The 23365-nt window shown below is 66.7% G+C and carries 22 protein-coding genes; 21 read left to right on the top strand and 1 reads right to left on the bottom strand.

Annotation, left to right across the window (positions count from 1 at the left end):
• Positions 1-24 precede the first annotated feature (24 nt).
• From ACZ50J_RS11555 to ACZ50J_RS11475, 17 genes are all read left to right on the top strand, one after another.
• Positions 25-249 (top strand): hypothetical protein, encoded by a 225-nt coding sequence (locus ACZ50J_RS11555; RefSeq protein WP_464297345.1) that lies wholly within the window; start codon positions 25-27, stop codon positions 247-249.
• A gap of 16 nt (positions 250-265) precedes the next feature.
• Positions 266-688 (top strand): TadE/TadG family type IV pilus assembly protein, encoded by a 423-nt coding sequence (locus tag ACZ50J_RS11550; protein WP_245988375.1) that lies wholly within the window; start codon positions 266-268, stop codon positions 686-688.
• Entirely contained in the window at positions 685-1146 is a 462-nt protein-coding gene (locus ACZ50J_RS11545; protein ID WP_464297344.1) for a TadE family protein, read from the top strand. The genes ACZ50J_RS11550 and ACZ50J_RS11545 overlap by 4 nt, the downstream gene beginning before the upstream one ends.
• Positions 1146-1574, top strand: coding sequence for a pilus assembly protein TadG-related protein (locus ACZ50J_RS11540; RefSeq protein WP_123270235.1), 429 nt, complete (start codon positions 1146-1148; stop codon positions 1572-1574). Before ACZ50J_RS11545 ends, ACZ50J_RS11540 begins: the two co-directional genes overlap by 1 nt.
• Before the next feature lie 82 nt (positions 1575-1656).
• Positions 1657-4914 (top strand): LysM peptidoglycan-binding domain-containing protein, encoded by a 3258-nt coding sequence (locus ACZ50J_RS11535; RefSeq protein WP_464297343.1) that lies wholly within the window; start codon positions 1657-1659, stop codon positions 4912-4914.
• 47 nt (positions 4915-4961) lie between these two features.
• Positions 4962-5453 carry a macro domain-containing protein gene (locus ACZ50J_RS11530; protein ID WP_158607490.1) on the top strand — a complete coding sequence of 164 codons (492 nt, stop codon included), beginning with the start codon at positions 4962-4964 and terminating at the stop codon, positions 5451-5453.
• 78 nt (positions 5454-5531) lie between these two features.
• Complete coding sequence (locus tag ACZ50J_RS11525; protein ID WP_464297342.1) at positions 5532-7763, top strand: UvrD-helicase domain-containing protein; 2232 nt, start codon at positions 5532-5534, stop codon at positions 7761-7763.
• Positions 7747-8277 (top strand): 3'-5' exonuclease, encoded by a 531-nt coding sequence (locus ACZ50J_RS11520; RefSeq protein WP_464297341.1) that lies wholly within the window; start codon positions 7747-7749, stop codon positions 8275-8277. Before ACZ50J_RS11525 ends, ACZ50J_RS11520 begins: the two co-directional genes overlap by 17 nt.
• A gap of 433 nt (positions 8278-8710) precedes the next feature.
• Positions 8711-9538, top strand: a complete 828-nt coding sequence (locus ACZ50J_RS11515) for a hypothetical protein (RefSeq protein WP_123270076.1) — start codon at positions 8711-8713, stop codon at positions 9536-9538.
• 53 nt (positions 9539-9591) lie between these two features.
• Positions 9592-9822 (top strand): hypothetical protein, encoded by a 231-nt coding sequence (locus ACZ50J_RS11510; protein WP_148043232.1) that lies wholly within the window; start codon positions 9592-9594, stop codon positions 9820-9822.
• A 143-nt stretch (positions 9823-9965) separates the two neighbouring features.
• Positions 9966-10700, top strand: a complete 735-nt coding sequence (locus ACZ50J_RS11505; RefSeq protein WP_464297340.1) for a hypothetical protein — start codon at positions 9966-9968, stop codon at positions 10698-10700.
• Complete coding sequence (locus tag ACZ50J_RS11500; RefSeq protein WP_220093482.1) at positions 10697-10996, top strand: hypothetical protein; 300 nt, start codon at positions 10697-10699, stop codon at positions 10994-10996. The genes ACZ50J_RS11505 and ACZ50J_RS11500 overlap by 4 nt, the downstream gene beginning before the upstream one ends.
• Positions 10996-11820 (top strand): hypothetical protein, encoded by an 825-nt coding sequence (locus ACZ50J_RS11495; protein WP_464297339.1) that lies wholly within the window; start codon positions 10996-10998, stop codon positions 11818-11820. The genes ACZ50J_RS11500 and ACZ50J_RS11495 overlap by 1 nt, the downstream gene beginning before the upstream one ends.
• Positions 11820-13484 (top strand): TrbL/VirB6 family protein, encoded by a 1665-nt coding sequence (locus ACZ50J_RS11490; RefSeq protein WP_464297338.1) that lies wholly within the window; start codon positions 11820-11822, stop codon positions 13482-13484. Before ACZ50J_RS11495 ends, ACZ50J_RS11490 begins: the two co-directional genes overlap by 1 nt.
• A gap of 34 nt (positions 13485-13518) precedes the next feature.
• Positions 13519-15030 carry an SCO6880 family protein gene (locus tag ACZ50J_RS11485; RefSeq protein ID WP_464297337.1) on the top strand — a complete coding sequence of 504 codons (1512 nt, stop codon included), beginning with the start codon at positions 13519-13521 and terminating at the stop codon, positions 15028-15030.
• Positions 15031-15137: 107 nt separating this feature from the next.
• Positions 15138-16655 (top strand): ATP-binding protein, encoded by a 1518-nt coding sequence (locus ACZ50J_RS11480; protein ID WP_123270083.1) that lies wholly within the window; start codon positions 15138-15140, stop codon positions 16653-16655.
• A 3-nt stretch (positions 16656-16658) separates the two neighbouring features.
• Positions 16659-18260 (top strand): peptidoglycan DD-metalloendopeptidase family protein, encoded by a 1602-nt coding sequence (locus ACZ50J_RS11475; protein ID WP_464297336.1) that lies wholly within the window; start codon positions 16659-16661, stop codon positions 18258-18260.
• 59 nt (positions 18261-18319) lie between these two features.
• Here the strand turns inward: ACZ50J_RS11475 and ACZ50J_RS11470 are convergent, their stop codons facing one another.
• The gene (locus ACZ50J_RS11470; RefSeq protein WP_464301335.1) at positions 18320-19597 is read right to left on the bottom strand and encodes an IS256 family transposase; all 1278 of its coding nucleotides are present in this window, start codon (positions 19595-19597) and stop codon (positions 18320-18322) included.
• A 253-nt stretch (positions 19598-19850) separates the two neighbouring features.
• On the opposite strand from ACZ50J_RS11470, the gene ACZ50J_RS11465 reads away from it, so the two are divergent.
• From ACZ50J_RS11465 to ACZ50J_RS11450, 4 genes are all read left to right on the top strand, one after another.
• On the top strand, positions 19851-20651 hold the full coding sequence (locus ACZ50J_RS11465; protein WP_464297335.1) for a hypothetical protein: 801 nt from the start codon (positions 19851-19853) through the stop codon (positions 20649-20651).
• 104 nt (positions 20652-20755) lie between these two features.
• Entirely contained in the window at positions 20756-21214 is a 459-nt protein-coding gene (locus tag ACZ50J_RS11460; RefSeq protein WP_464297334.1) for a hypothetical protein, read from the top strand.
• Positions 21211-22674, top strand: a complete 1464-nt coding sequence (locus ACZ50J_RS11455) for a type IV secretory system conjugative DNA transfer family protein (RefSeq protein ID WP_123270087.1) — start codon at positions 21211-21213, stop codon at positions 22672-22674. Before ACZ50J_RS11460 ends, ACZ50J_RS11455 begins: the two co-directional genes overlap by 4 nt.
• Positions 22674-23330: a hypothetical protein gene (locus tag ACZ50J_RS11450; RefSeq protein WP_123270088.1), complete on the top strand. Its 657-nt coding sequence runs from the start codon at positions 22674-22676 to the stop codon at positions 23328-23330. Before ACZ50J_RS11455 ends, ACZ50J_RS11450 begins: the two co-directional genes overlap by 1 nt.
• Positions 23331-23365: the final 35 nt, after the last annotated feature.

Genomic DNA, 23365 nt, shown 5'->3' with positions numbered 1-23365 from the left:
GAACCACCAGAAAGGGCTCACGCCATGACCTACCTGATCGCAACACTTCACACCTTGGGAATCCGCCTGACCGACAAGAGCCTCGAGTTGTCGGACCGGGCGAAGAAGACCCTGCGGGAGCGCGACAACGAAGCGGGCTCCCTGACGATGGAGAACGTCCTGTGGGCCGTCGCCATCATCGTCATCGTCGGGATCGCCGTCGGTGCGATCACGGCCTACGTCAGGTCGAAGTCCAACAGCCTGAAGTAGTCAAAGGCGACGAAGGGTGAAAGGAATCGGCATCAGCGGGTGGCTGCGCCGCAGGATCCCACTCGACCACGGGTCGGGTGACCGCGGCATGGCCACCATCCAGATGGTGCTCTTGCTTCCCGCCGTGCTCGCCGTCCTGTTCGCGGGCATGCAGGCCGCACTCTGGTATCACGCCCGGGCGGTCGCCATCGCCGCCGCGCAGGAGGGCGCACGTGCGGCCGGAGCACAGTACGGAACTGCTGGGGCGGGCTCTGCGGAAGCTGCCGGGTTCCTGGCCGACGCGGGACCAGGCGTCATCTCCGGCACCTCCGTACACAGCTCGCGCAGCGCCACCACCGCGACGGTGACCGTCTCGGGCAGCAGCATGAGCGTCATACCCGGCTGGACGATCACCGTGCACCAGAGCGCGACCGTGCCCGTGGAACGGATCACCGGATGAGACCCCTACAACGATTGCTGGCCACCGTGACGCGGCGGCACGACGAGGACGGCTCGGCAGTCATCGAGGCCGTCGTCGGCGTACCGGCGTTCATGCTGTTCGTCGGGCTTATCATCTTCGGCGGCCGAACCATCATGGCCCACCAGGCCGTAGAGTCCGCGGCCGGAGACGCGGCCCGCACGGCATCCATCGCCCGTAGCGCGGGCGATGCGAGCGGAACAGCGACGGCGGCCGGGGCCGCAAGTCTGAAAAACCAACAAGTGCAGTGCATTACGCAGAGCGTGACGGTCGACACGGCAGGCTTCAGCGCGCCCGTTGGCACCCCGGCCCGAGTGATGGCAACGGTCACGTGCCGGGTCAACCTATCCGACCTGTCCGTGCCTGGCGTACCAGGATCCCTGACAGTCACCGAATCGGCGACCAGCCCCATAGACACGTTCAGGGGGAAAACACGGTGATGCGACGGCTGCTACGTACCGACCGAGAGCGCGGCTCAATCAGCGTACTGATCATGACCGCCAGCGTGATGATGGTGATCCTGGTGGGCCTCGCCGTGGACCTCGCCGGGCAAGTGCACGCCGAGCAGCACGCTCGCGACGTCGCCGCCCAGGCTGCCCGCGCCGCCGGCGAACAGGTCGCGGCCAGCTCCGCGATCCGCGGGGACGCCCTCAGCGTCAACACCACCCAGGCGGCCGCCGCCGCCCACCAGTACCTCGCGGCGGCGGGGGTGCACGGCGGCGTCACCGTGCACGGCACCACGCTGACCGTGACCACCCGCGACCGGTACGCCACGAAGTTCCTGTCGATCATCGGCCTGAACAGCTTCCCGGTGACGGGGCACAGCACCGCGCACCTAGAACGGGTGCGGAACGGCGCCCCGGGTTAGCCGGCGCACGCAATGGGCGCCAAGCGGTAACAGCCGACATGTGGCGTATGAACGGACTCGCCGGGAGAGGAAGCAACGAACGATGAACAAAATCCGCCAACGCGCCGCGGGACTCATGGCGCTCTTGGCGATCATCGGGATCGTCATCGTGCTTCCGCTGGTTCTGCTGGCCGTCGGCGCCGACCCGCTGCCGCGCACCGTCCCGTCGTGGGACACGATCCGCACCGCACTGACCAGCCCGGACGACGGCACGCTGGCTCTCAGCGTCATCAAGATCATCGCCTGGGCAAGCTGGGCATTCCTCAGCCTGTCGATTCTGCTGGAAGTCGTGTCGCGGATCCGCGGCATCAGCGCACCCAGCCTGCCAGGCTTGCGCATGCCACAGTCCGCCGCGCGTGGCCTGGTCGGCGCCGCGATCATGCTCTTCGCGGCGTCCCCGGTTGTCGCGCAGGCTGCGAACGCGGCGCCGTTGCCGGCGCATCAGGCCGTGAATGCATCGGCCCACGCCGCCACCGACACGCACGCCGACAAGGCAAGCCATGGGCATCCGGATCGCGCACCGGCCTCCAATGAGGCTGCACCGAGTGGGCCGACCGTGAAATACACCGTGCAACGCGGTGACAGCCTGTGGTCGATCGCCCGGGAGTACCTGGGGTCAGGGCAGAGATATACCGAAATCGCAGCGCTCAACCATCAGACACTCGGCGACCACCCCGGATTCCTGAAACCCGGGTGGGTGCTGCAGGTCCCGGACGAGAGCGGCCCGCCAGCCCACGACCATGTCGTGACCGTCAAGCCGGGCGACACGCTGAGTGCAATCGCCGAGCACGAGCTCGGCGATGCCGACCAGGTGCCTGAGATCGTCGCAGCCACGACTCACACAGTGCAGCCAGGCGGGGTACACCTGACCAACCCGAACCTCATCGAGCCGGGGTGGAAGATCGTCATACCCGATAAGACCAGTGCAGCCAATCACCCCACGTCACCGGACCCGGCCAGCACTACCGGACCGCGCAAGGCGCCACATACGCCGCCCGCTTCCACAGCTCCCACACCACCGGGAACACAGCCGCCGGCCACCAGGCCGGTGCAGCCGCGTGCCGTGACACCGACGCCACCGGCGCACGTGCCGTCAGGCGACAGCACACCACGAGGGAACGACGTACCGCAGTCCGCGACCGCAGGGGGAGCCCACCAGGGATCCACGGCGCCCTGGATGCTGACCGGCCTCACCGGCGCGGGCATGGTCCTGGCGGGGGGACTGTGGATGGCCCTGCGCCGGCGCCGCGCCGCGCAGTTCCGTGCTCGACGCCCCGGCAAGACGATTGCCGTCCCGCCGCCGGAGCTGGACGCGGTGGAGAAGACGATCGTCACGGTGGGCGCGCAGGCCGCACCGATGGTGGTCCAGATCGACGCCATCTTGCGTCACCTGGCTGTACAGACCCGGGATGACACGATGCCGTCCATTGCTGCCCTGCAGTGGACCCCGGAGCAGACCGTGCTGCACCTGAGCGACGCGGCCACCCTGCCCGACCCGTGGATAGGGGCCGACGACAGGTTGCACTGGACGATGACCGCCGAAGCGGCCGACGGCCTGGCCACGGGCAGCGACGACGAGTACGACGACCGGGCCGCCCCATTGCCCATGCTGGTCGCCATCGGCAGCGGCGAAGAGGGCGACCTCTGGCTGATCAACCTGGAGGACTTCGGTGCACTGAACGTCAGTGGCGATGTCGAACGCGCCCGTGAATTCGTGCGCTACTTGGTGGCCGAACTCGCGGTGAATGACTGGTCCGAAGGTGTACGTGTCGATTGCGTCGGCATCGCCGATGGCCTCGATCAGCTTGACCCCGCCAGGATCCGGCTGCACCAAGACACCGAACAGGCAGACACCGCCGCCGAACTGCTCGCCGACGCCATCGGCACTCTCGAACAGGCCGAAGGCGTCAACGTCACCACGGCGCGCGCGCACCAGCACGGCGATGACGCCTGGCAGGCGCGCGTGATGATCGTCGACCTCGCCGGCCAGCAACCCAGCGAAGAACTACGCCAGGTCCTCGAACTGATCGAAAGCCACCCGGGGCTGACCGGCACCGCCGTTCTACTCAACCGCAGCGGAGCCAGTGATGATCGCCTCGCCGAGGTTGAACTGCACATCGACGCCGACGGCAGGGTCTCCATGCCCGCGGCCGGACTGGAGCTCGCCGCGGTCACCCTCACACAGGAGGAGGCGCAAGGATGTGCGCAGGTGTTCGGGCAAGCCGACAAGCCCGACACCGACATCCCGGTCGCCGAAGACGCGGCCGGCTGGCACGCGTTCGTGAACGAAGCCGGAGCGTTGCGCGGCGAATACACCCTTGACCGGACCGCGGATGCCGACGACGCCCACAGCGTGCTCGCCGGGGATGATCAGGAGTACGTCACGGCGGCCGCAACAACACCGGAGGATCTGGCTGCCTTGGCGCCCAAGATCCCGGACACCGTCCGAGACCAGCTGCACGAGTCCGACCCGGACCTGGACGCCGACGTCGAGGCATGGTTCAGCGACGACTGTGCGCGGCCACGGCTCAGCGTGCTCGGCCCGGTCACGGCCCGCACCCGCGGCGACGCCGTCGCGGTGGCCAAACGCAAGGCGTACTACACCGAACTCCTGGCCTACCTCGTGACACGACCTGCTGGCGTGACCCCGGCCCAGCTGGGGGAGGACTTCAACATCGCCGACGGCACCGTCAGGCGTGACGTCAATACGCTGCGGGAATGGCTGGGCACCGACCCCGTCACCGGACAGAAGTACCTTCCCGGAGCCAAGGAGTCCGCGGCGGCCCGGGAACGCGGGATGGGCGTCTATCAGGTCAGCGGTGTTCTCTTAGACGGCGACCTGTTCCGCCGGTTGCGGGCGCGCGGCGAAGCCAGGGGCACTGACGGCATGCAAGACCTGCGTCGTGCCCTGACACTCGTCTCCGGCATCCCGTTCGACCAGCTGCGCACTGGGGGTGGAGCCTGGCTGACCGAAGGCGACCGGCTCGACCATCACATGGTGTGCGGCATCGTCGACGTCGCACACATGGTCACCACCGAGGCGCTGCGCAACGGCGATGTCACCACCGCGCGTGCGGCCGCCGAGACCGCCGCCCTGGCGGCACCGCATGAGGAGATCCCACGCCTTGACCTCGCGGCCGTCGCCGCCGCAGAGGGACACAACGGGGAAGCGGAACGCATTCTGCGGGCCGACGTGGTCAACCGTTCGGACGACGGACTGGCGCCCACCGAGCTGTCAGAGCGCACGGAAACGATCATCCGCAACCGCAACTGGCTGAACCCTGACAAAGCCGCCGGCTGATGCCGGCCCGACGATGCGCCCCGCCCCCGGAACGAGTTCCGGGGGCGGTGAAGCTGTCCAAGATCTCTGGTGACCTGGCGCAGGTGGACGACGTCGACGCCCTGGTCAACCCCTGGAACCGCAACTACATGCCGCGGTGGCTGCTGTTCCCCGGCGGGGTGAGCAGGGCACTGAAACGCCGCACCGGACCCGGGCCGTGGAAACAGCTCGCCGGCGCCGGGGTTCTGCCCGTCGGCGGGTGCGTGGTCACCGATGCGGGCCAGCTGAGCGGACAGATCAAACTCATCCACGTCGCCGGACTGAATCTCGCCTGGAGGGCCACCGAAGCAACGGTTCATGCGTCGGTGCACGGCGTGATACGGGCAGCGGTCGACCACCGGATGCGCCACATCGCGATGCCGCTGATCGGATCCGGGTCTGGCGGCCTGGACCGTGCTTCCTCCCTGCACTGCATCGAAGAAGCACTCGGCCACTACACCCACGGACACCCGATCGACGTCCTTGTCGTCGAACACGCCGACGCGGTTGATCGCCTCTGACCGCCCCCCTACAGGCCCCGGATGTCAGGGCAGCTGTGCACGATGGTGCATCGTCGAGGTGAATCGGGGAGGACCACCATGCAGGTGCAGCCGTCGTTCTGGGCGCGCATGTTCGGGCACGACTGGGTCGCTACACCCGACGGCCCGCGACTGCGAGTCAGCTGGCGGACCACGGGGTGGCACACCCTCTCCGGCGCCGCGCTGCGGGAGCGCACCATCGACCGGACATGGCCATGGTCGGTCTTGGCGATCCCAGGAGAGGCGTATGCCGCGTTGGGTGGCTTGAACCGGGAGACACGGCATGCACTCGACGATGCGATCGGCCAGGTAATCGCCGAGGCCGATCGACTTGAGCGGCTCAGCGCAACATTCATCGCGGACGGACACCAGGTGCAGCAATGGCGAGCGGGCGTGTTACGCGACCTGGACACCCTGCGCAACCGCTGGATCCCCCGCGAGATCGCCGCGCGCTGGCAGGCGGACCGGCCGGACTTGGCCAGCCCGGTATTCGAAAAGGTCCGCGACGAGCCCGAACTGGCTGCTTTCCTGGCCACGCAACCGGCAGCGCTCCTGCAAGCGATCCACACCTGGGAGCACACCGACATCCCGACCTGGGTGGCCGAGCGCAACCAGAGGTTCCTGACCGCTGAGCGGGTGCACATGAAGGACTTCTTCGACGCGATCGAGAAGTCGCCACTGACCGAGGAGCAGGTCGCGTCCGTCGCGATGTGCGACAACAGCGTGCGAGTGATCGCGGCGGCCGGGTCCGGCAAGACCTCGACAATGGTTGCTCGCGCCGGATACGCACTCGCACGGGGCATCGCCGAACCCGGACAAATCCTGATGTTGGCCTTCAACAGAGCGGCCGCTGACGAGCTGCACCAGCGCGTGGTGGAGCGCCTGCGGATCCACGGGCTCGATGGCGAACAGGTCAAAGCCACCACCTTCCACTCGTTCGGGCTCGAAGTCATCGGCCAGGCCACCGGCAGCAAACCGAGGGTCCCCGGCGACCTGGTGGATCTGAACGGGGCCAAGCGGATGGAACGTGTCATCGACCGGCTGAGGGACCGCGACGAGACGTTTCGGCGGACGTGGGATCTGTTCCGGCTCGTGTTCGGCCAACCGCTGAGTGATTTCGGTGCACCCAGCCGCCCGGAGGATCACGACAAGATCACCGGCATACGCGGGTACCGCGCACTGAACGACGAAGTCGTCAAAAGCCAAGAAGAACGCCTCATCGCGAACTGGCTCTTCTATCACGGTGTCCGGTACGAGTATGAACGCCCGTACGAAGTGGACACTGCGACAGCCCGGCACGGCCAGTACCACCCGGACTTCTACTACCCGAACATCGACGCCTATCACGAACACTGGGCGATCGGCCGCGACGGCAACCCGCCGCCGACCTTCAAGGGTTACCGCGAGGGGATGCGCTGGAAACGGCAGATGCACCAAGCGCACGGGACCACTCTGCTGGAGACCACCTCCGCGTCCGTGCGCGACGGCAGCGGATTCGACTACCTCGCCACCCAGCTACGAGCACACGGTCTCGTGATCGACGACAGCTACCACGAGATTCAGCACATCCCCGGGCGCGAACCCGTGGAGGACGCGAGCATCATCCGGTTGTTCCGGACCGTGCTCGCACACGCCAAGAGCAACCAGCTGTCCAGCGTGGATCTACGCCAGCGGGCGACGCCGGCCGCCGGGCGCATCCCGATCCGCACCGAACTGTTCCTGCAGCTCTACCAGGCGATCCACCAGGACTGGCAGCGCCAGCTCGCGACAGCTAATCAGGTCGATTTCGATGACATGCTCAACCAGGCATCCGAGATCATCGAATCCGGCCGATGGGCCAACCCCTACACCATGGTCCTGGTCGACGAGATGCAAGACAGCAGCTGCGCGAGGGCGCGTCTGGTCCGTTCTCTGACCACCGGGCCGGGTCGATACCTTCTGGGCGTCGGCGACGACTGGCAAGCGATCAACAGATTCGCCGGCGCCGACCTGTCCGTGATGACCGACTTCGCCACGTGGTTCGGGCAAGGCCCAACAGTCCACCTGAGCCGGACGTTCCGCTCGCCCCAATCGGCTATGCGATGTGGCCGGGGAGTTCGTCGCCAAGAACCCGGCACAGCTGGAGAAACAAGTCTCCTCGGTCCAACGGGAAAACCCGCCCACGCTGCAAGCGACCGCGGTCGGCACGGGCGAGGAGTATCCCGCAGCCCTGGAGGACTACCTGACCGGGCTCAGTCAGCACCACGCAGGCGACGCCAAACCTGCCAGCGTCTTCGTGCTCGGGCGCTATAGACACACGCTCAAACCCGTTGCCGACTTGTGTGACCGTAGCTGGCCACACCTGACCGTAACCGCCGACACCATTCATAAGTCAAAAGGCAAAGAAGCCGACTACGTCGTCATCCTCGACCTCATTTCCCGTGCCGCATACTCCTTCCCCAGCAGCATCAACGAAGACCCGCTACTCAGCCTCGCCCAACCCGGCGCGGACAGTTTTCCCGACGCCGAAGAACGACGCCTCTTCTACGTTGCGCTGACACGAGCGCGTAAAGCCGTATTGCTGCTGACCACAAAGTCCCGAGAATCTACGTTTCTGACGGAACTGTTCAACGATAAAAAGGTGACGATCCACAATCGGGCGGGAGAAACCGACAACCCGATCCCGTGTCGGGATTGCAGGGTCAACCCGGTGGTGCTGAAATTCGGGACACACGGCGAATTCTACGGGTGCGTCACCCGGCCGACGTGCAACGGTAAGTACCAGACCTGGGAGATCGAGCAGCTGCGCGAGTCCACCCGACCGTAACCTCGGAGCTCTTCAAAGCCACTCAGGCCCGCCGCCTACGGGACGCCGCCGCCTGTGGGCAGCAACACTCGGCAGCATCTGCCCTGAGCTGCGCACCGCACCGGCCTCCGCCCGCTCAGATGGCGGCCGCGGCACCCACCCAGGCGGCTGGCACCAGTCTCGGCGTAGACGCAGCGAGGTCAAGGCCTTGTCCGCGCGGCAACCGAGCCACTGTCCGGTTCCTCCCGGAGCCCGACCAAGCACCCCGCTGAACGCTTCGTTCGCCCTCGCCGCAACCCCTTCCCACAAATGACTTGGGGAACGGGCATCACTGCAGGTCAACGCACCGTTCCCCCTGCATCGCGAGTCCGTTCCCCCGGCCAGGGGGAACGAAACAGGAAACGTCCGCAGGCCACCTTCTGCCGTGTTCGACACACGACTGAAGGAGCGGGCTATGACCCATGCGGACTTCCCCCACAGCGGGATCGCCAACCTACTGGGCATCGGCGAAAGCAGCGAGCTGCTGCGAGATGCGGCGCGAGGCTGGTCGACCTGGGCCGAGCAGTACCCAGTGCTCGCCGAGGCGACCGACGCCGAATCATTCTTCGATCTCCGCGTCGGGTCGCAGCTGGATGCGCCCGACACCCAAGCCGGCCTGCACGCCCTGGCAACCCTCGGCGCGGTCGACGGGGGCAACGACACCGCAGCCGCTGCCGCTCTCGCACTGCAACTGATCCCGGGAATGATCACACTCGCGCAGCAACTGCAGCGAGGCATCGGGTCCCAATACGTCGACCAGGTCATCGCATCGCAGCTGTGGCTGGAAATCCGCTCGTTCCCCTGGCGCCGGCTCGAAAAGGTCTCCGGGAACATTTACATGAACGTCAGGCACCACGTCCTGACTGAACTCGGGGTCCGCTCGCACGTCGAGCGGGACGACATCACGTGGGCGCGGACCACGCCAACAGACATCACCGAAAAAATGCGGGGGGAACTCCCCGCCGATGAAGACCCCGCAGAAGAAGTAGCCAGAATTCTTTCCTGGGCGTGTAAGAACGGAACGCTTTCGACATACGACCGCGATCTGATGCTGAGCCTGGTCGAAGCAGCAGACCGCGAACCGCCCACCCGAACCGGCCGCAGCGGCGGCCTGCTGAGCAACCGCGCCAGCCGAGAGATAGCGCGCACTTTCGGGACCTCCGAACAGACCGTCCGCCGGCGCGTCCGCAACAGCATTGACGCCTTGAGCGCGGCCTGCTCCCAAGGGCAGATCCCGGCATGAACGGTGAGCGCCAGGTCCGATCCGACCGCTTGTGCCGGTCGGAGGTGATCACGATGCCGCAGCACGACCGGGGCCAAGGAAGGGCCGCTCGCACACCAGCTGACATTGCCCGGCTGTTCGACCTCGCGGGAAGCGAAGCCGCCGCCATCCGCGAACTCGATGGTTGCGTGGCGCGGCTGCACGAGGTCCAAGCCGCCAAGGTCGCCTTGAGGGATTTGACGGCCGACGAGCTGCGGGCGGCGCTGGCTTCCCGGCGGGCCGTACTCGGCGGTGAGGGCGCATGACCACCGTCACGCAACGACGCCGAAGCGCCGTATCGGTCGATGAGTTGAAACGGGCGTGGCAGGCCGTCGAGGCCGGCGAGTTCCGCCGCAGCCATCTGATCCGAAGCGAACCTCAGGCGCCTAACACGCCTAACACTCAACCCATGCCGGCGACCGCAAGCACCCTCGACGAGCCCTGCTCGACGTGGGAGGCGCCCCCCGAGGAAACGATCCTGCCGGTGCTGCCGTGCACCGACTCCCTCACCGCGGCAGTCGTCGCGCTGGCGATCGCCACCGCCTCGGACACGCCGGCAAGGGTGGTCGAGTGCGGGTCGTCCACCGGGTCCGACCTGGCGGGGGCGAGCACAGCAGAACTCGGCCGGCACGGTCCGTGGATCCGAGGCACGCGCGACACCGTCCTCATCGACCGGGTCAGCACCATGCTCGGGACGGCCGCAGACGTGCCCGTGCCCGCAGACCCCGACCGGGTGCTGCAGCTGACCGTGCTGGCCACCGGATGGGAATTCGGCCACGCCACCGCCTCACCCGGATGGCTCGGTGAAGCGATCCGCGGCGCCGAGCACGTCGTGCTGGCCACGACCGCAACCGTGCCCGGTCTGCGCCGTCTGGAAACGGCACTCGACCTGCTGGACGCCAGCCAACCGATCGCGGCGGTCCTGGGACCGCGACGGCGCAAGTGGGACAAGGCCGTCGCACACAGCCAGGGACCCCTCACTCGCGCCCTCGACGCCAGCGGCCGGCTCCTGGACCTGCCCACCGACTCGGACCTGGCCATCCACGGCCCGTGTTCGCGGCCACTGCCCACGTCGCTGACGGCGGCCGCGGCCTCACTCCTGCAGCTGGTCACCAGCCACAACCTCGAAAGGGAACTCTCATGATGAACCACATCGCCGCGAAGGCCAGCACGCTCACCACCGCCGTCTGCCCCAAGGCGCCGAAGGGGGCATCCGGGCCGGTGAACGACATCAAGGGCTACGTCATGTGGGGCGTGATCGTCCTGTTCTTCCTCGGCATTGTCGTCGGCATCGGCGGCGTCGTCGCCGGCCGGGTGTTCTCCATGCCGCACGCATCCAAGGTCGCCCTCGTCGGGCTTGCCGTGGTCTTCCTCGCCGCCATCGGCTACAAGGTGCTGCCCGCCATGTTGAACGGCATCATGGGGAGCGGGTGCATCTGATGTCCAGCGACATCAGCGGCGAGGCATGGGGACGCACGCGGCTGCTGACGGTCGTCGCCGGCGTCGCCGCGGTCTGCGTCGCCCTGGTGGTCGGGCTCGGCTTCGCCGTGTACTACGCGCTCTCATCCTCATCGTCGGCACACTCTGCGGACGACCGGCCGAAGCCCGTCCCGTCGCCGCATCCGACGAACGCCCTCGGGTCGACCCACCGCAACGAAGTCGCCGCGGCTCCCATGCTCGCGGTCGACCAGAGCGCCGCGGACCCGGGCACACCGGCCGCCGTGCCAGCCCCGGCCATCACCATCCCGGCCGGCCCACGGACCGGGCCGGCCGGGATCAACACCGGATTCCCCCACACCCCGCAAGGCGCCGTCGGACAGCTGGCGGCGATCGAGGCCGCGGGGCTGCAGAACATGAACATCGCCACCACCAATCAGATCTACGACGCGTGGGCGTTGCCGGGCGGAGTGGGAGTCGCCAAGTGGCCGCTGATGCAGAACGTGCAGGCATTCCTCGGCAGTGCCCAGATGGGCTCACAGATCGACCCCACCAGCACCGTCGTCGCCACGCCGCAAGGAGCCCAGATCAAAGGAACCGACGGCCCGGATTGGACGGTGGCCTGCGTCCTGATGCAGGTGCGCGCGTCAATCTCCAAGGACGCGCAGATCGGCTACGGCTACTGCGAACGCATGCAGTGGTCAAACGGACGCTGGATGATCGCGCCGGGGGCCCCGGCAGCGCACGCGCCGTCGACCTGGCCCGGCACCGAGGTGAGCAAGAAGGCCGGGTGGCTCACCTGGTCCGGCGCGGGAGCTGACAACTGATGCTGCACACGGGCATCGTCATCCACACCGACGTCTGGGGCTGGGTCTCCAAACTGAACCCCTTCAGCTACCTGGCCGGCGAGGCCGGCAAGGTAGTCGCCGGCGGCTGGACCGCCGCCATGCTCGGCCTGTGGAACGCCGCGTTATGGCTGCTGCAGCTCGTGTTGAACTTCATGGACGCGTTCCTGGTGCCAGACCTGAGCGAAAACGGACCCGGCTCGCAGGTGTACCAAACCACCTTCTGGATCGCCGGTGCCCTGGTGGGACTCATGACGCTGGTCCAACTCGGCACCGCCGCGATCCGCCGCGACGGCCGCAGCCTGGCGACCGTCGCTATCGGCACCGCCCAGTTCATCGGTGTCTGGGTCGCCGGGATCACCTACGGCGTTGCCGTCGTCGCGGCATGCGGCGGTCTCACCCGGGCCCTGATGAGCGGCCTACTGCACGTCAACTCCTGGTCGCTGTGGCACCCCTGGAAGGAGATCTCGACCAAGAACATCACCGACGGCACCGTCGCCACCGTGCTCGGGGTGATGGGCTTGTTCGTAATCCTCGCGGCCTTCGGGCACTTCATGGTCATGCTGGCCCGCGCCGGCGCGCTCATCGTGCTCGCCGCGACCACGCCGATCTCTGCTGCCGGCCTAGTGGCAGACGCCGGCAAAGCCTGGTTCTGGAAATCGCTGCGCTGGTTCCACGCCGCCGCACTCAGCCCGGTGCTGATGATCCTCGTGCTCGGTATCGGCGTGAAAATGGCCGGCGGGGTAGCCACCGGACTGACCGACTCGACCCAAAAATCGATCGGCACGGCCCTACCGAGCGTGGTGCTGATCTGCATCGGGGTGTTCAGCCCGCTGGCGTTGTTCAAACTATTGGCGTTCGTAGACCCGGGCACGTCTTCTGGCGCCGGAATGCGAGCCGGCCTCAGCGCGATGGGCGGGGTCTCCGGCCTCTTCGGCGGAAAAGCAAGCGGGTCCAGCAACGGCGGAGCAAACGCCGGGTCCGCGGCATCGACCAGCGACGAGGACGGCAAATCGCAAGGCGAGAGCTCGAGCGAGGAAGAAGCGTCAGGCCGATTCCAGAAGATGCTCAGCGGGCTCGGACCCGGACTCGGCCAGGCGGCCTCGAAAGCACTGGGCGGGATGCAGAACTTGGGAACCAAGGGCGCGTCCATCGGCACCGACCTGACCAACCAGATGGGTGTCGGGCACAACACCTACCAGCCCGACTTCTCCACCGCGAAGAAGAACAAGGGCGGCAGCGGAAAGTCGAACAACGACTCAGACTCATCCAAGACCTCGTCCAAGACCGGACCCGGCAGCGAGGGCGGACAAGACGACAACACCCAGCCGCCGGCCGGGCCGACACCACCACCCAGCACCGGCTCGCAGGGCAACGGCGGCGATGACAGCACGCCGCAGCCACCGGCTGGACCTGGCGACCAGGACAGCAACAGCACCGACCCGATCAGCGAAGCGATCAGCGGACAGAACACCCTGCCACCCACCGGCAGCACACCGATCACCAAGGACGGTGCCCCAGCGGACGGCTCATCCGGCGGCAACAGTCCTGGGAGCAACGGTCCAGGCGGTGATGCCGGTGCAGGCGAGGGCGGAGCGGCCGCCGGCGGCAGCGGTGGTGGTGCCGCGGCGGTCCCGGTGGCCTGACACACAACGACACGGCAACTGAAAGGAGACGCCGATGACGTCGCAGATCTACAACGACTACACCAGAGCGAAGATCGGCTGGTTCTTCGGCCTGCACGGCTGGCAGGTGACGGTGCTGGCCGTCGGGATACTCCCGTTCTTCTGGTCCCTCGGGAACGCTGCGTGGCTGTCCGCGGCGCTATTCCTGCTCATCTGGGCGGTGTTGGCGGTCATCACCGTCACACCGGTCCTTGGCCGCTCCGCGACCGGGTGGGCGCTGCGGGTCACCGGGTTCTCGATCGGCGCCGTGCTCAAATTCAGCCTCTTCACGAGCAAGGGCGCTGAAGGCAAGATCGAGGACCTTGCCGACCCGGATCTACCCGGGGTGCTGCAACCGACCCAGATCCACGACGGCCCCCCGCACGGCGCCGCAATGGCACGCGTCGCCGTGATCCAGAATCACGCCACCCGCACCTGGGCCGTCACCGCTACCGTCGTCCACCCCGGCATAGGAATGATGGAGGCGCTGGCACGCAACCAGACCGGGCGCGGCCTGAGCGAGATGCTCGAAGCGGCCGAACGCACCGAGCTCGTCGACGAAGTCATATTCATGGTCCGGTCGGTGCCCGAGGACGGCGCTGAGCGCGACCAGTGGGTCGAACGGCACCGGAACCTGGACGGCCCGCAGCTGGCGCGGACCGTCAACGACGGCTTGAAGCAAGGGCTGGGGATGGCGTCGGTGCGCACCGAGGCGTACTGCACGCTCGTGGTACCAGAGTCTCGGATCGCCAAGATTGCCAAGGAATCCGGTGGCGGGGTCGAAGGGCGCGCCCGAGCGCTCTACGGGCTGATGGGTGAGATGGAGGCGCAGCTGCGCGGTGCGATGGGTATGACGACGGTCAACTGGCTCACCTCGCCAGAGCTCGCTTTGGCCTGTCGCACAGGCTTCGCGCCCGGGGACCGCGCCGCCATCATCGACGCACTGGGCGAACGGGAACAAGACCCGAAGGTGAACGCCGACATCCCGTGGGCGATGGCCGGCCCGTCCGGTGCAGATCCAGCGTTTCGCCACTACTCGCATGACGCTTGGAACTCGATCAGTTCAACGATCAAGCTGCCGGCGAAAGGCGCGGTCATGGGCTCCCTGGCGCCGGTGCTCACCCCGGGCGAACCGGGGGAGCGGCGCTCCTTTGTGGTGGTGTACCCGATCGCCAAGCAGGGCAGGGCCGAACGGCAAAGCAACAACGCCGAGTGGGCCGCCGACGTCGGCGGGTCTTTGAAGCAGAAGCTGGGCGTCAAGGTGCGGGCCAAGCAGCAGGCGGAGACCGGGAAGGTGCGCGGTCTGGACGGCAAGTTGGCGCAGGGCAACGCGCTCATCCACCCATACGCGATTGCCACGGTCACCGTGGCGAAGACACAACGGGTGGCGGAGTACGGCCACAGGTTGGACGCATCGATCCGGCGCGCCGGGTTCGCCCCGCTGCGACTGGACCTGGCGCAGGACACCGCGTTCATCGCGGCCACCGTGCCGATGGGTATCAGCCTCACCCGCCGCGGCGGCGGGTGAGGCCCCGCCGGTGAGCGTGAAGCAGCGGCTCCTGCCCTCTGTGGGTGGGAGCCGCTTTCCTGTCAGCTCCCTGGCAGCAATCACAACCACAGACCAGGAGACCGCGGATGCGACGACGAGTGAAGGCTGGCGCCGGCCGTGACGTGGCGACTTTGCTGTCTGACTTCGGGCACGAGGTCCCCCGACTGCCGCAGGAGGCTCCCGCCCCCAAGGAGCCGCGACTGTTCCGGCACGCGCCTCGAGGCGGTGCACTGCGCGCCGGCCGTGGCCACGGTCCAGTCACCGCCCCGGTGGCCTCCTGGCGGATGACCAGCGAGCAGGCGCCGGTCTTCTGGCCGTTCATCGCCGCCCCCGGACTGCCTCCGACAGGTGCCCAGATGGGCATCGACCAGCTGTCCGGCGGCAGCTTCTTCGCCGACCCATTGGGTTGGACCCTCGACGACAGCATTCCGGTCACCAACGGCAACATCTTTGAGTTTGGCAAACCCGGCCGCGGCAAGAGCGGCACCACCAAGGCGTTCTGCCTGAGAATGATGGACTTCAACTACCGAACACTGGTTAGCGGTGACCCGAAGGACGAGTACGAGCCGCTGTGCCGTGCCCTGAACGTCGAACCCTTCGCCGTCGGTCACGGTATGCCGGCCCGGATCAACCCGATCTCATTCGGTCCGTTGGGCGAAGGATGGGCCGATCTCACACCGCAGGAGGCGCAGCGACGCGCCTCGATCGTGTTCGGCCGGTGGCTGACACTGGTCCGTGGGCTGGTCGGCTCGCAGAAGATCGGCGACAAGCACGTGCCGTTCGGACCCACCGATGAGACCGTCGTCAAGGCGGCACTGCAGATCCTCACTGGGTACAGCTCGGGACAGAGCCAGCTCGTCGAGGTCACCATCCCCGAGCTGTGGGAGCTGCTCAACAACCCCACAGCCCAACTGATCGAGGATTGCCGGTACTCCTCCGAACGGCACTTTTGGGACGAAACCCGTTTGCTGCGTGACGCATTGGGTCAACTGGTGTCCGGCGCCCTCGCGGGTCTCTTCGACGACCACACCACCATCCAGGTCGACTGGAAAGCGCCGATCCAGTCATTGAGCCTGTCCCGGCTGGAGCCCCTCGGAGACGAAGCGGTCGGTATCGCACTCACCTGCCTGAACAGCTGGGCACGTGGGATGCGCGAAATGTCCAGTCCTGGCGACTTACGGATCGTGGTCCGCGACGAGTCGTGGAAGCAGCTGCGCCTCGGAACCGAAGCCGTGAAGTCGTTCGACGCGGACCTGCGACTGAGTCGCACCCACGGCGACATCCAGTTCGCGGTCGGTCACAAGCCGTCCGACCTGCTGTCTGCCGGTGACGCTGGCTCGCAGGCGGTGGCGATCGCCAAGGACCTGCTGCACTTGGCCGACATCAAGATCCTGCTCGGCCAGGACGCCGGCGTCGCAGACGAATTGGAACGTCTCCTCGAGCTCGGACCGATCGCACGCAAGCTGGTCACCGGCTGGGGCATGCAGGGAAAAGGCCGCGCGGTGTGGTGCGTCGGCGAGCAGATGTACAAGGTGCAAACCGTCTTGCACCCCATCGAAAAGGACCTCACCTACACCAACGACGCGATCGCCGCGGCGGCCTGAGCGATGAACAAGTACCTCACAGGTGCCGTACCGGTCGCGCTCATCGCGGCCGTCCCGCTGATGGCGGCACTCGTCGTGGCGCCGGTCACTTCGCCGGCCGCCGGTGAAGAGCTGGCGATCACCCAATGCGACCAGGGAGGCGCACAAGTACAACCCACCGGCGCCTGGCGCGTCCCGACCTCGCAACGGTATGTGATCACCTCCGGCTTCGGCCCGCGGCCCTCACCAGGCGGCATCGGATCCACCTACCACGAAGGCGTCGACATCGCGATGCTGCCCGACCCCGGCTCGGTACTGGCCGCGGCCGCCGGAAAGGTCAAGGTCGCCGGGCCCTATGGCGGCCTCGGGAACGCGGTGGTGCTCGACAACGGAGGCGGCATCAGCACCACCTACGGGCACATGGCCAAGCTCGACCCGGCGATGCACGTGGGGGCCACGGTGACGATCGGTCAACGTCTGGGCCTGGAAGGTTCGACCGGGAACAGCACCGGCAATCATCTGCACTTCGGTGTGGCGATCAATAACAAATACATCAACCCGATCCCCTTCATGCAACAGCACAAGGCACCGCTCAACGGGCAGGCGGTCGCACCCAGCCCGCCCCGTCACACGGGACCGCCTGCGCCGCCGACACCTCCGGGTGGCGAAGGCGGCATAGGGTTCCCGCTACCGCTGCCGGGCAAGGACCGGCGGCAGTCACTGAACACCCCGCCGATCGTCATACCCAGTGCCATCAAAGGCTTCTACGTCAAAGCAGCGAACCGCTACAAACTGCCCTGGACCCTGCTGGCCGGCATCGGCATGGAGGAGACCGCCCACGGCATGGACCTCGGTGTCAGCAGCGCCGGCGCCCGAGGGGTGATGCAGTTCATGCCTGCGACGTGGTCGGTATACGGAGTCGACGGCGACGGCGACGGCATCGCCGACATCAACGACAACGCCGACAGCATCATGACGGCCGCGAACTACCTGACCAAGCTCGGCGTGACCAGCGGCCCGGCGGGCGTCAAGAAGGCGATCTTCGGATACAACCACGCGGACTGGTACGTCAACGACGTCCTCTACTACGCCCATGCGTACGGCGGTGGCACCGTGCTCGGCGACCCCACCGACTGCGGAAGCGGCGGCGACGGAAACCCCGACCTTCCGCCGATCAGCGACAAGCGGATCAAGAAGGTCCTTGGCTGGGCCAAGGATCACCTCGGCGACGGCTACGTCATGGGAGCCAACGGCCCGAACACGTGGGATTGCTCCTCGTTCGCGATGGCGGCATACGCACAGGTGGGCATCACCATGCCACGAACAGCCAGTGCGCAACGCGACTGGCTCGCCGCCGGCAACGGGTTCAAAGTGCCGGCAGACAAGGCCAAGCCCGGCGACCTCATTTTCTTCGACAGCTACCTCGGCCCGAACAAGATCGGCCACGTCGAGATGGTCTTCAACCCGGCCGGCCACCAGGCAATCGGTGCGCAGAACCCGAAAGACGGGGTCACCTTGAGCGACTACGGATACGACATCACTCACAAGCACCTCTTCGAAATCTGGCGCGTAGGACAGGTTTCGGATCACCCCAGCAAAACCGGCCAAACAACCACCACCAACTGACTGACTGACTGACTGACTGACGGGAGTGTCCGAAATTCGGTGTTTCTGGCCCTGATTGATTAGTACTTCTCTGCGGTGGGCCAGCGGCCCTCGAAGACGGTCGCGAACACGTTGAGTGCTGGCTTCCATCGCATGGTCCATCGTGCCTGTCCACGCCCGGTCGGGTCCAGTGACCTGGTGACGAGGTAGAGGCATTTGAGTGCTGCTTGCTCGTTCGGGAAGTGCCCACGGGCACGGACTGCCCTCCGGTAACGTGCGTTGAGCGACTCGATCGCGTTGGTACTGAACAGGATTCTCCTGATTTCGACGTCGTAGGCCAGGAACGGGGTGAATTCCTCCCACGCGTTGTCCCATAACCGGATCAGCGCGGGATACTGCTGGCCCCAGGTGTCGGTGAACTTCGCAAACTCCGCTCGTGCCGCCTCAGCCTTCGGCGCGGTGTACACCAGCTTCAGTTCCCTGGCGATCTGGTCCCAGTACTTTCGCGACGTCAACCGGAAGGAGTTGCGCAGCAGGTGAATGACGCATGTTTGTACGGTCGCGTCCGGCCACACGCTCTCCACCACGGCAGGTAGCCCCTTGAGGCCGTCACAGACGACGAACATGGTGTCGGCCACGCCGCGGTTCTTCAGCTCGGTCAACACCGCGAGCCAGTACTTGGCGCCCTCACCATCGCCTGGAGTGCCGGCCCACAACCCGAGCACGTCCTTCCGCCCGTCAACGGTGACACCGATCGCGGCGTAGAAGGGCCGGTTAGCGACCTGCCCGTCGCGGACCTTGACCACGATCGCGTCGATGAAGATCGCCGCGTACACCGGATCCAGCGGGCGAGCCAGCCATTCGTTCATCTCCTCGCTGATCCGATCGGTGATCCGACTGATCGTGTCCTTGGATACCGACGCGCCGTAGATCTCTTCCAGGTGGGCGCTGATCTCCCCAGTGGTCAGGCCCTTCGCAGTCAGTGAGAGCACAACCTGCTCGACCGAGCCGAGCTTGCGGTGGTGCTTGGGCACGATCACCGGCTCGAACGTGCCGGTCCGGTCCCGCGGCACCGTGATGTCGACTTTGCCGACGTTGTCGGTCAGCACCGTCTTAGTCCGGGAGCCGTTGCGAACGTTGCGGATACGACCCTCACTCGTAGCTTCCGAGGCAGTGTCGGTGTCGTCCGCTGATGCTGACGATGGCTGATGCTTGCCGTGTCCGAGGTGCTCAGTCATCTCCTCCTCCAAGGAGATCTCCAGCACCATCTTGGTCAGATCCTTCAACAGACCCGACGGGCCAGTCAACGAGTCACCGTTAGCGCGCGCATCGCGCACCAGCTCGGTGAGCGCTTCCATGCGGCGACGTTCCACGTCGGTCTTCTTCGGTCGGCGGTCCGCGGGCTCACGCCGAGCAGGTCGCGTCCCTGCCGGCTCCTCGTTGCTGTTGTTCACGTCCTGCAGTGTCATGCGTTACTACTCCGGTCCCGCCCCAACCATGGGGCGTGTCACGGACCAGAAACACCGAAATTGCGATAGTCCCTGACTGACTGATGACGATTACGGCGAACGCTCACGCCAGCCACGCCGTGAGATCGACGAAGGAGACGACGTGGCAGTGGGAAATCCACGGGTCATTCGCGGGTCTGTGATGGAGGAAACCTGGCACTACGGCCGGGTGTCGCCGCGCCTCGACACGCCGGTCATTGCGACCGATGAACTCACTGGGAAACCGCTGCGCGCCCTATGGTCAGCCCCGAGGACGATCCGGGCCGGCGACCCCGCGGGAAGCGTGCGCACCGACTGGTCAACGATGCTGCAGTGGACCGGGCACTACCAGCCGGGTGGCTTCGGAGAAGACGACCGGTCGCGATGGTGGTGGAGATGGCGCGAACCAGCTGAACGCATGTGGCCGGTGCACGCCAGCCCCGAGGCGCGGATCGCCATCGTCCGCACTGCCGACGATGTCCGAGCATGCGTGGCTCGTTGGGGAGACACCACCGGCGCCGTGTCATACGGGCACATGGCACAAGACGGTGTCCACGGGATCTGGGTTGAAGGTGAGGCACTCGCCGACCGCCTGGCCGGAGATGAGAAAAACCTCTGGTGGACTCAGAATCGGGAAAAGCCGAGCAACCAGACCCAATTTTCCCGTTGGGACGTCGCCAGCGTGGCATGGCTTGACCCGAGCGGTTTTACCGTTGGGCAGCCGCGGGCGGCCGCCGTCACCGCCGAGCGGACCTCACCGTATGAGCTCTTCGAGGACGTCCGCGGCCGACGCATTGTCACCGGCCGTGCTGTGGATGACGCGTTGGAATGGGATCTAGCCGAGGCACGCGGCTGCACATTCCAACGAGAGCGCCGCACGCATGACCAGAATGCACCAAAAGCTGGGTCGACACCGCGACGGTGACACTCGCCTTGCTCGGGCTGAGGACTCGACAGCCGGCTGATGACTGAGCGCCAACCCACTCTCCAGTCCCTTCAGGGGAAGAGGAGCAAAGAAGGAGACGTGGAATGCAGCGAAGCAGACGGACGGACCCCTACCCGTGGACCTGGGAGCGGCCGGTTGGGGTAATGGTGGCCTACTTCCTGGGGATCTTGTACGGGTTCCACACGGGCCGGGCACTGGCGAACTGCATCGCCGGGGCGGGATGGTCCTTCACCCCGGACGCGAACCTGTTCACCAGCATCCCCGGAGTGCTGCACGGCAACGCCGCGGCCGGCATCAGCGGCTTGCATCACGCCGCCGGCCGTCTGCTGTTGTGGTCATGCATCGTGCTGGTCGAACTGCTGATGGTGGGTGGCTTGTCGTTCGCGCTCAAGATGGCGTTCGACCGCTGGGGGCCGAACCGCGTGCAAGGTATGGCGAGCCGGGATGAGGCCGAAGCTCTCCTCGGTCGCACGCGGCTGCGGAAAGTGTCCGGTGTCGTACGGCCGGACCTGTACGGCAAGAAGGGAAGGATCCGCGGATGAGGAAGCTGGTCATGGACCCGCACGACGTTGGCTGGCGCCTGGGCAAGGCGGTCGAGCCAAGAGGCGGGGAGTTGTGGATCCCGTGGGACCGCACAGCCGGGGTGATCGGCCCACAGGGCAGCGGTAAGACGCTCGACCTGCTCATCCCAGCGCTGCTGGGGGCGCCCGGTGCGGCGCTGGTGACGCTGACGAAAGTCGACGACCTGCTCCTGAGCTTCAGCGACCGCCAGGCCGGCGGCAAGCCATGTTTGGTGCTCGACCCGTTCGGGCTCGCGCCCGGCCTGCCCGAGCTGGTGGTCGACATCATCGACGGATGCGTCGACCCCATGGTTGCCGAACGTCGCGCCAAGGCGTTCACCGCCGGGTCTGTGAAGGGGTCGATGACGCAGGGCCACGGCGACGACGCGGCACGGTTCTACGCCGCGGAGGCCGCGAAGGTGTTGCAGGCCTACTATCACGCGGCTGCGTTGACCGGCCGGTCCCTCGAGCACGTTCTGGAGTGGGTGGCGCAGCCGTTGCGGACCAACGAGCCCACCGAGATCTTGAGGGAGCACCCGCAGGCGGCCCCGTTCTGGTACGGGCTGCTGTATGGCGCCTTGCATGGCGACGACCGGACGGCCGGAAACACCATCACCACCGTGCAGCAGACGATGTCGCTGTTCTTCCAGGCGGATATTCGCCGGCGCTGCGTGCCGAGCAAGGGACGCCCAGCCACCGATATCGCAGAGGTGGTCCGCCAGGGCGGCACCATCTACCTGCTGGGTCGCGAGGACCCGTACGCATCCGCGTCACCACTGATGACGGCCGTTGCTGAGCACGTCCTGGACACCGCCCTGGCGGCTGCCAACCGGTCCCGCTGGGGCAGGCTGTGCCCGCCGTTCCTCGCCTGCCTGGACGAACTGCCGTCGACGGCTCCGCTGCCGACACTGCGGACTCGTATGGCGAACGAGCGGGCTCTGGGCATCAGCATCATCTACGCCACTCAGACGTGGCGACAGTTGGCGGCGATCTTCGGGGAACAGGAAGCACGCGCACTGCTGGGGCTGACGAACAATCTGATGGTGTTCGGGGGATCCAAGGACGCCGCATTCAACCAGGAGATTTCCGACCTGCTCGGGGTCACCCGCGTCGCCCGCACCAGCTATCAGAGCGGTCAGATGGGCGGACGCACCGTCTCCGGTGAGGACATCCCGATTCTGCGGGGGGAGGAGATCCGGCAACTGAAGGAGCGTCGAGCGCTGGTGATCGCCGAGAACGGCAAACCGATGATCGCCAAACTGCACCGATGCATCGATGGCAAGGCCGGCGCGCAGCTGCTGGCCCGCAAGGACAAGCTGCGGCTAGTGATGGATCAGCAACGGGAGATGGTGGTGACGCCCGAGGCGCAGGCGACGCGCGCCCTGGTGGAAGCCCGTCGACGCGGGTTGACCATCGACGATGAAGACAAACGGAGTGCGTGATGACCGGCACAGACAAGGCACGAAGTGAACCATTGCCGATGACCCGACGGTTCCCCATGGTGGGTCCGCAGCTGCAGTTGGCCTACCGGGAGCTGGCGATCGCCGACAAGGGTGACGAAGCACAAGTCGAGGCCCTCGGCGACATCTCGGCGCTGCCCCGACCGTGGGACCCAGCGAGCTGCTTGCGCCCGGACCTGCGGGAGGAGCTGTGGGTGTGGCTGGAGGAAGTCGTCGACTGGTTGAACCACGAATACGTCTGGGACGAGCACGGATTCATCCCGCAGTGCTGGCCGCGGCACCCGCACCTGGTGCACGAGATCGCCGTCGTGGCCGATCAGCGGCGTCGGGCGGGCATCGCCCTTACTTCCGATGCGTTGGAGGACTGGCACCGGTACTGTCTGCCGGCGTTCGTCGACCGAATGAAGATCCGGTGCAAGGACCACTGCGGGGAGGGCCACCGTCAATGGCCGGCCCGAGGCGCGTATACCCGCTACCTCAGCGACGCGGCGGGGGACGGGCGGCGCGAGACATACGCCGCCGACATCGAGCACGCGGCAACAACCGGCGCCGGCCGGCGCCGGCCTATGCCAACCATGCCGCCACCCCATCTGGCGTCGGTGAATCTCGACACGGGTGAGGTCCTCGACGACGAGTGACCCGAGGCCACCGGCCGGTTGTCGGTGCGAACGGG

This window comes from Flexivirga sp. G2 (assembly GCF_055397625.1).
The sequence above is the reverse complement of the archived record's forward strand: the minus strand, read 5'-3'. Positions and strand labels throughout refer to the sequence as shown.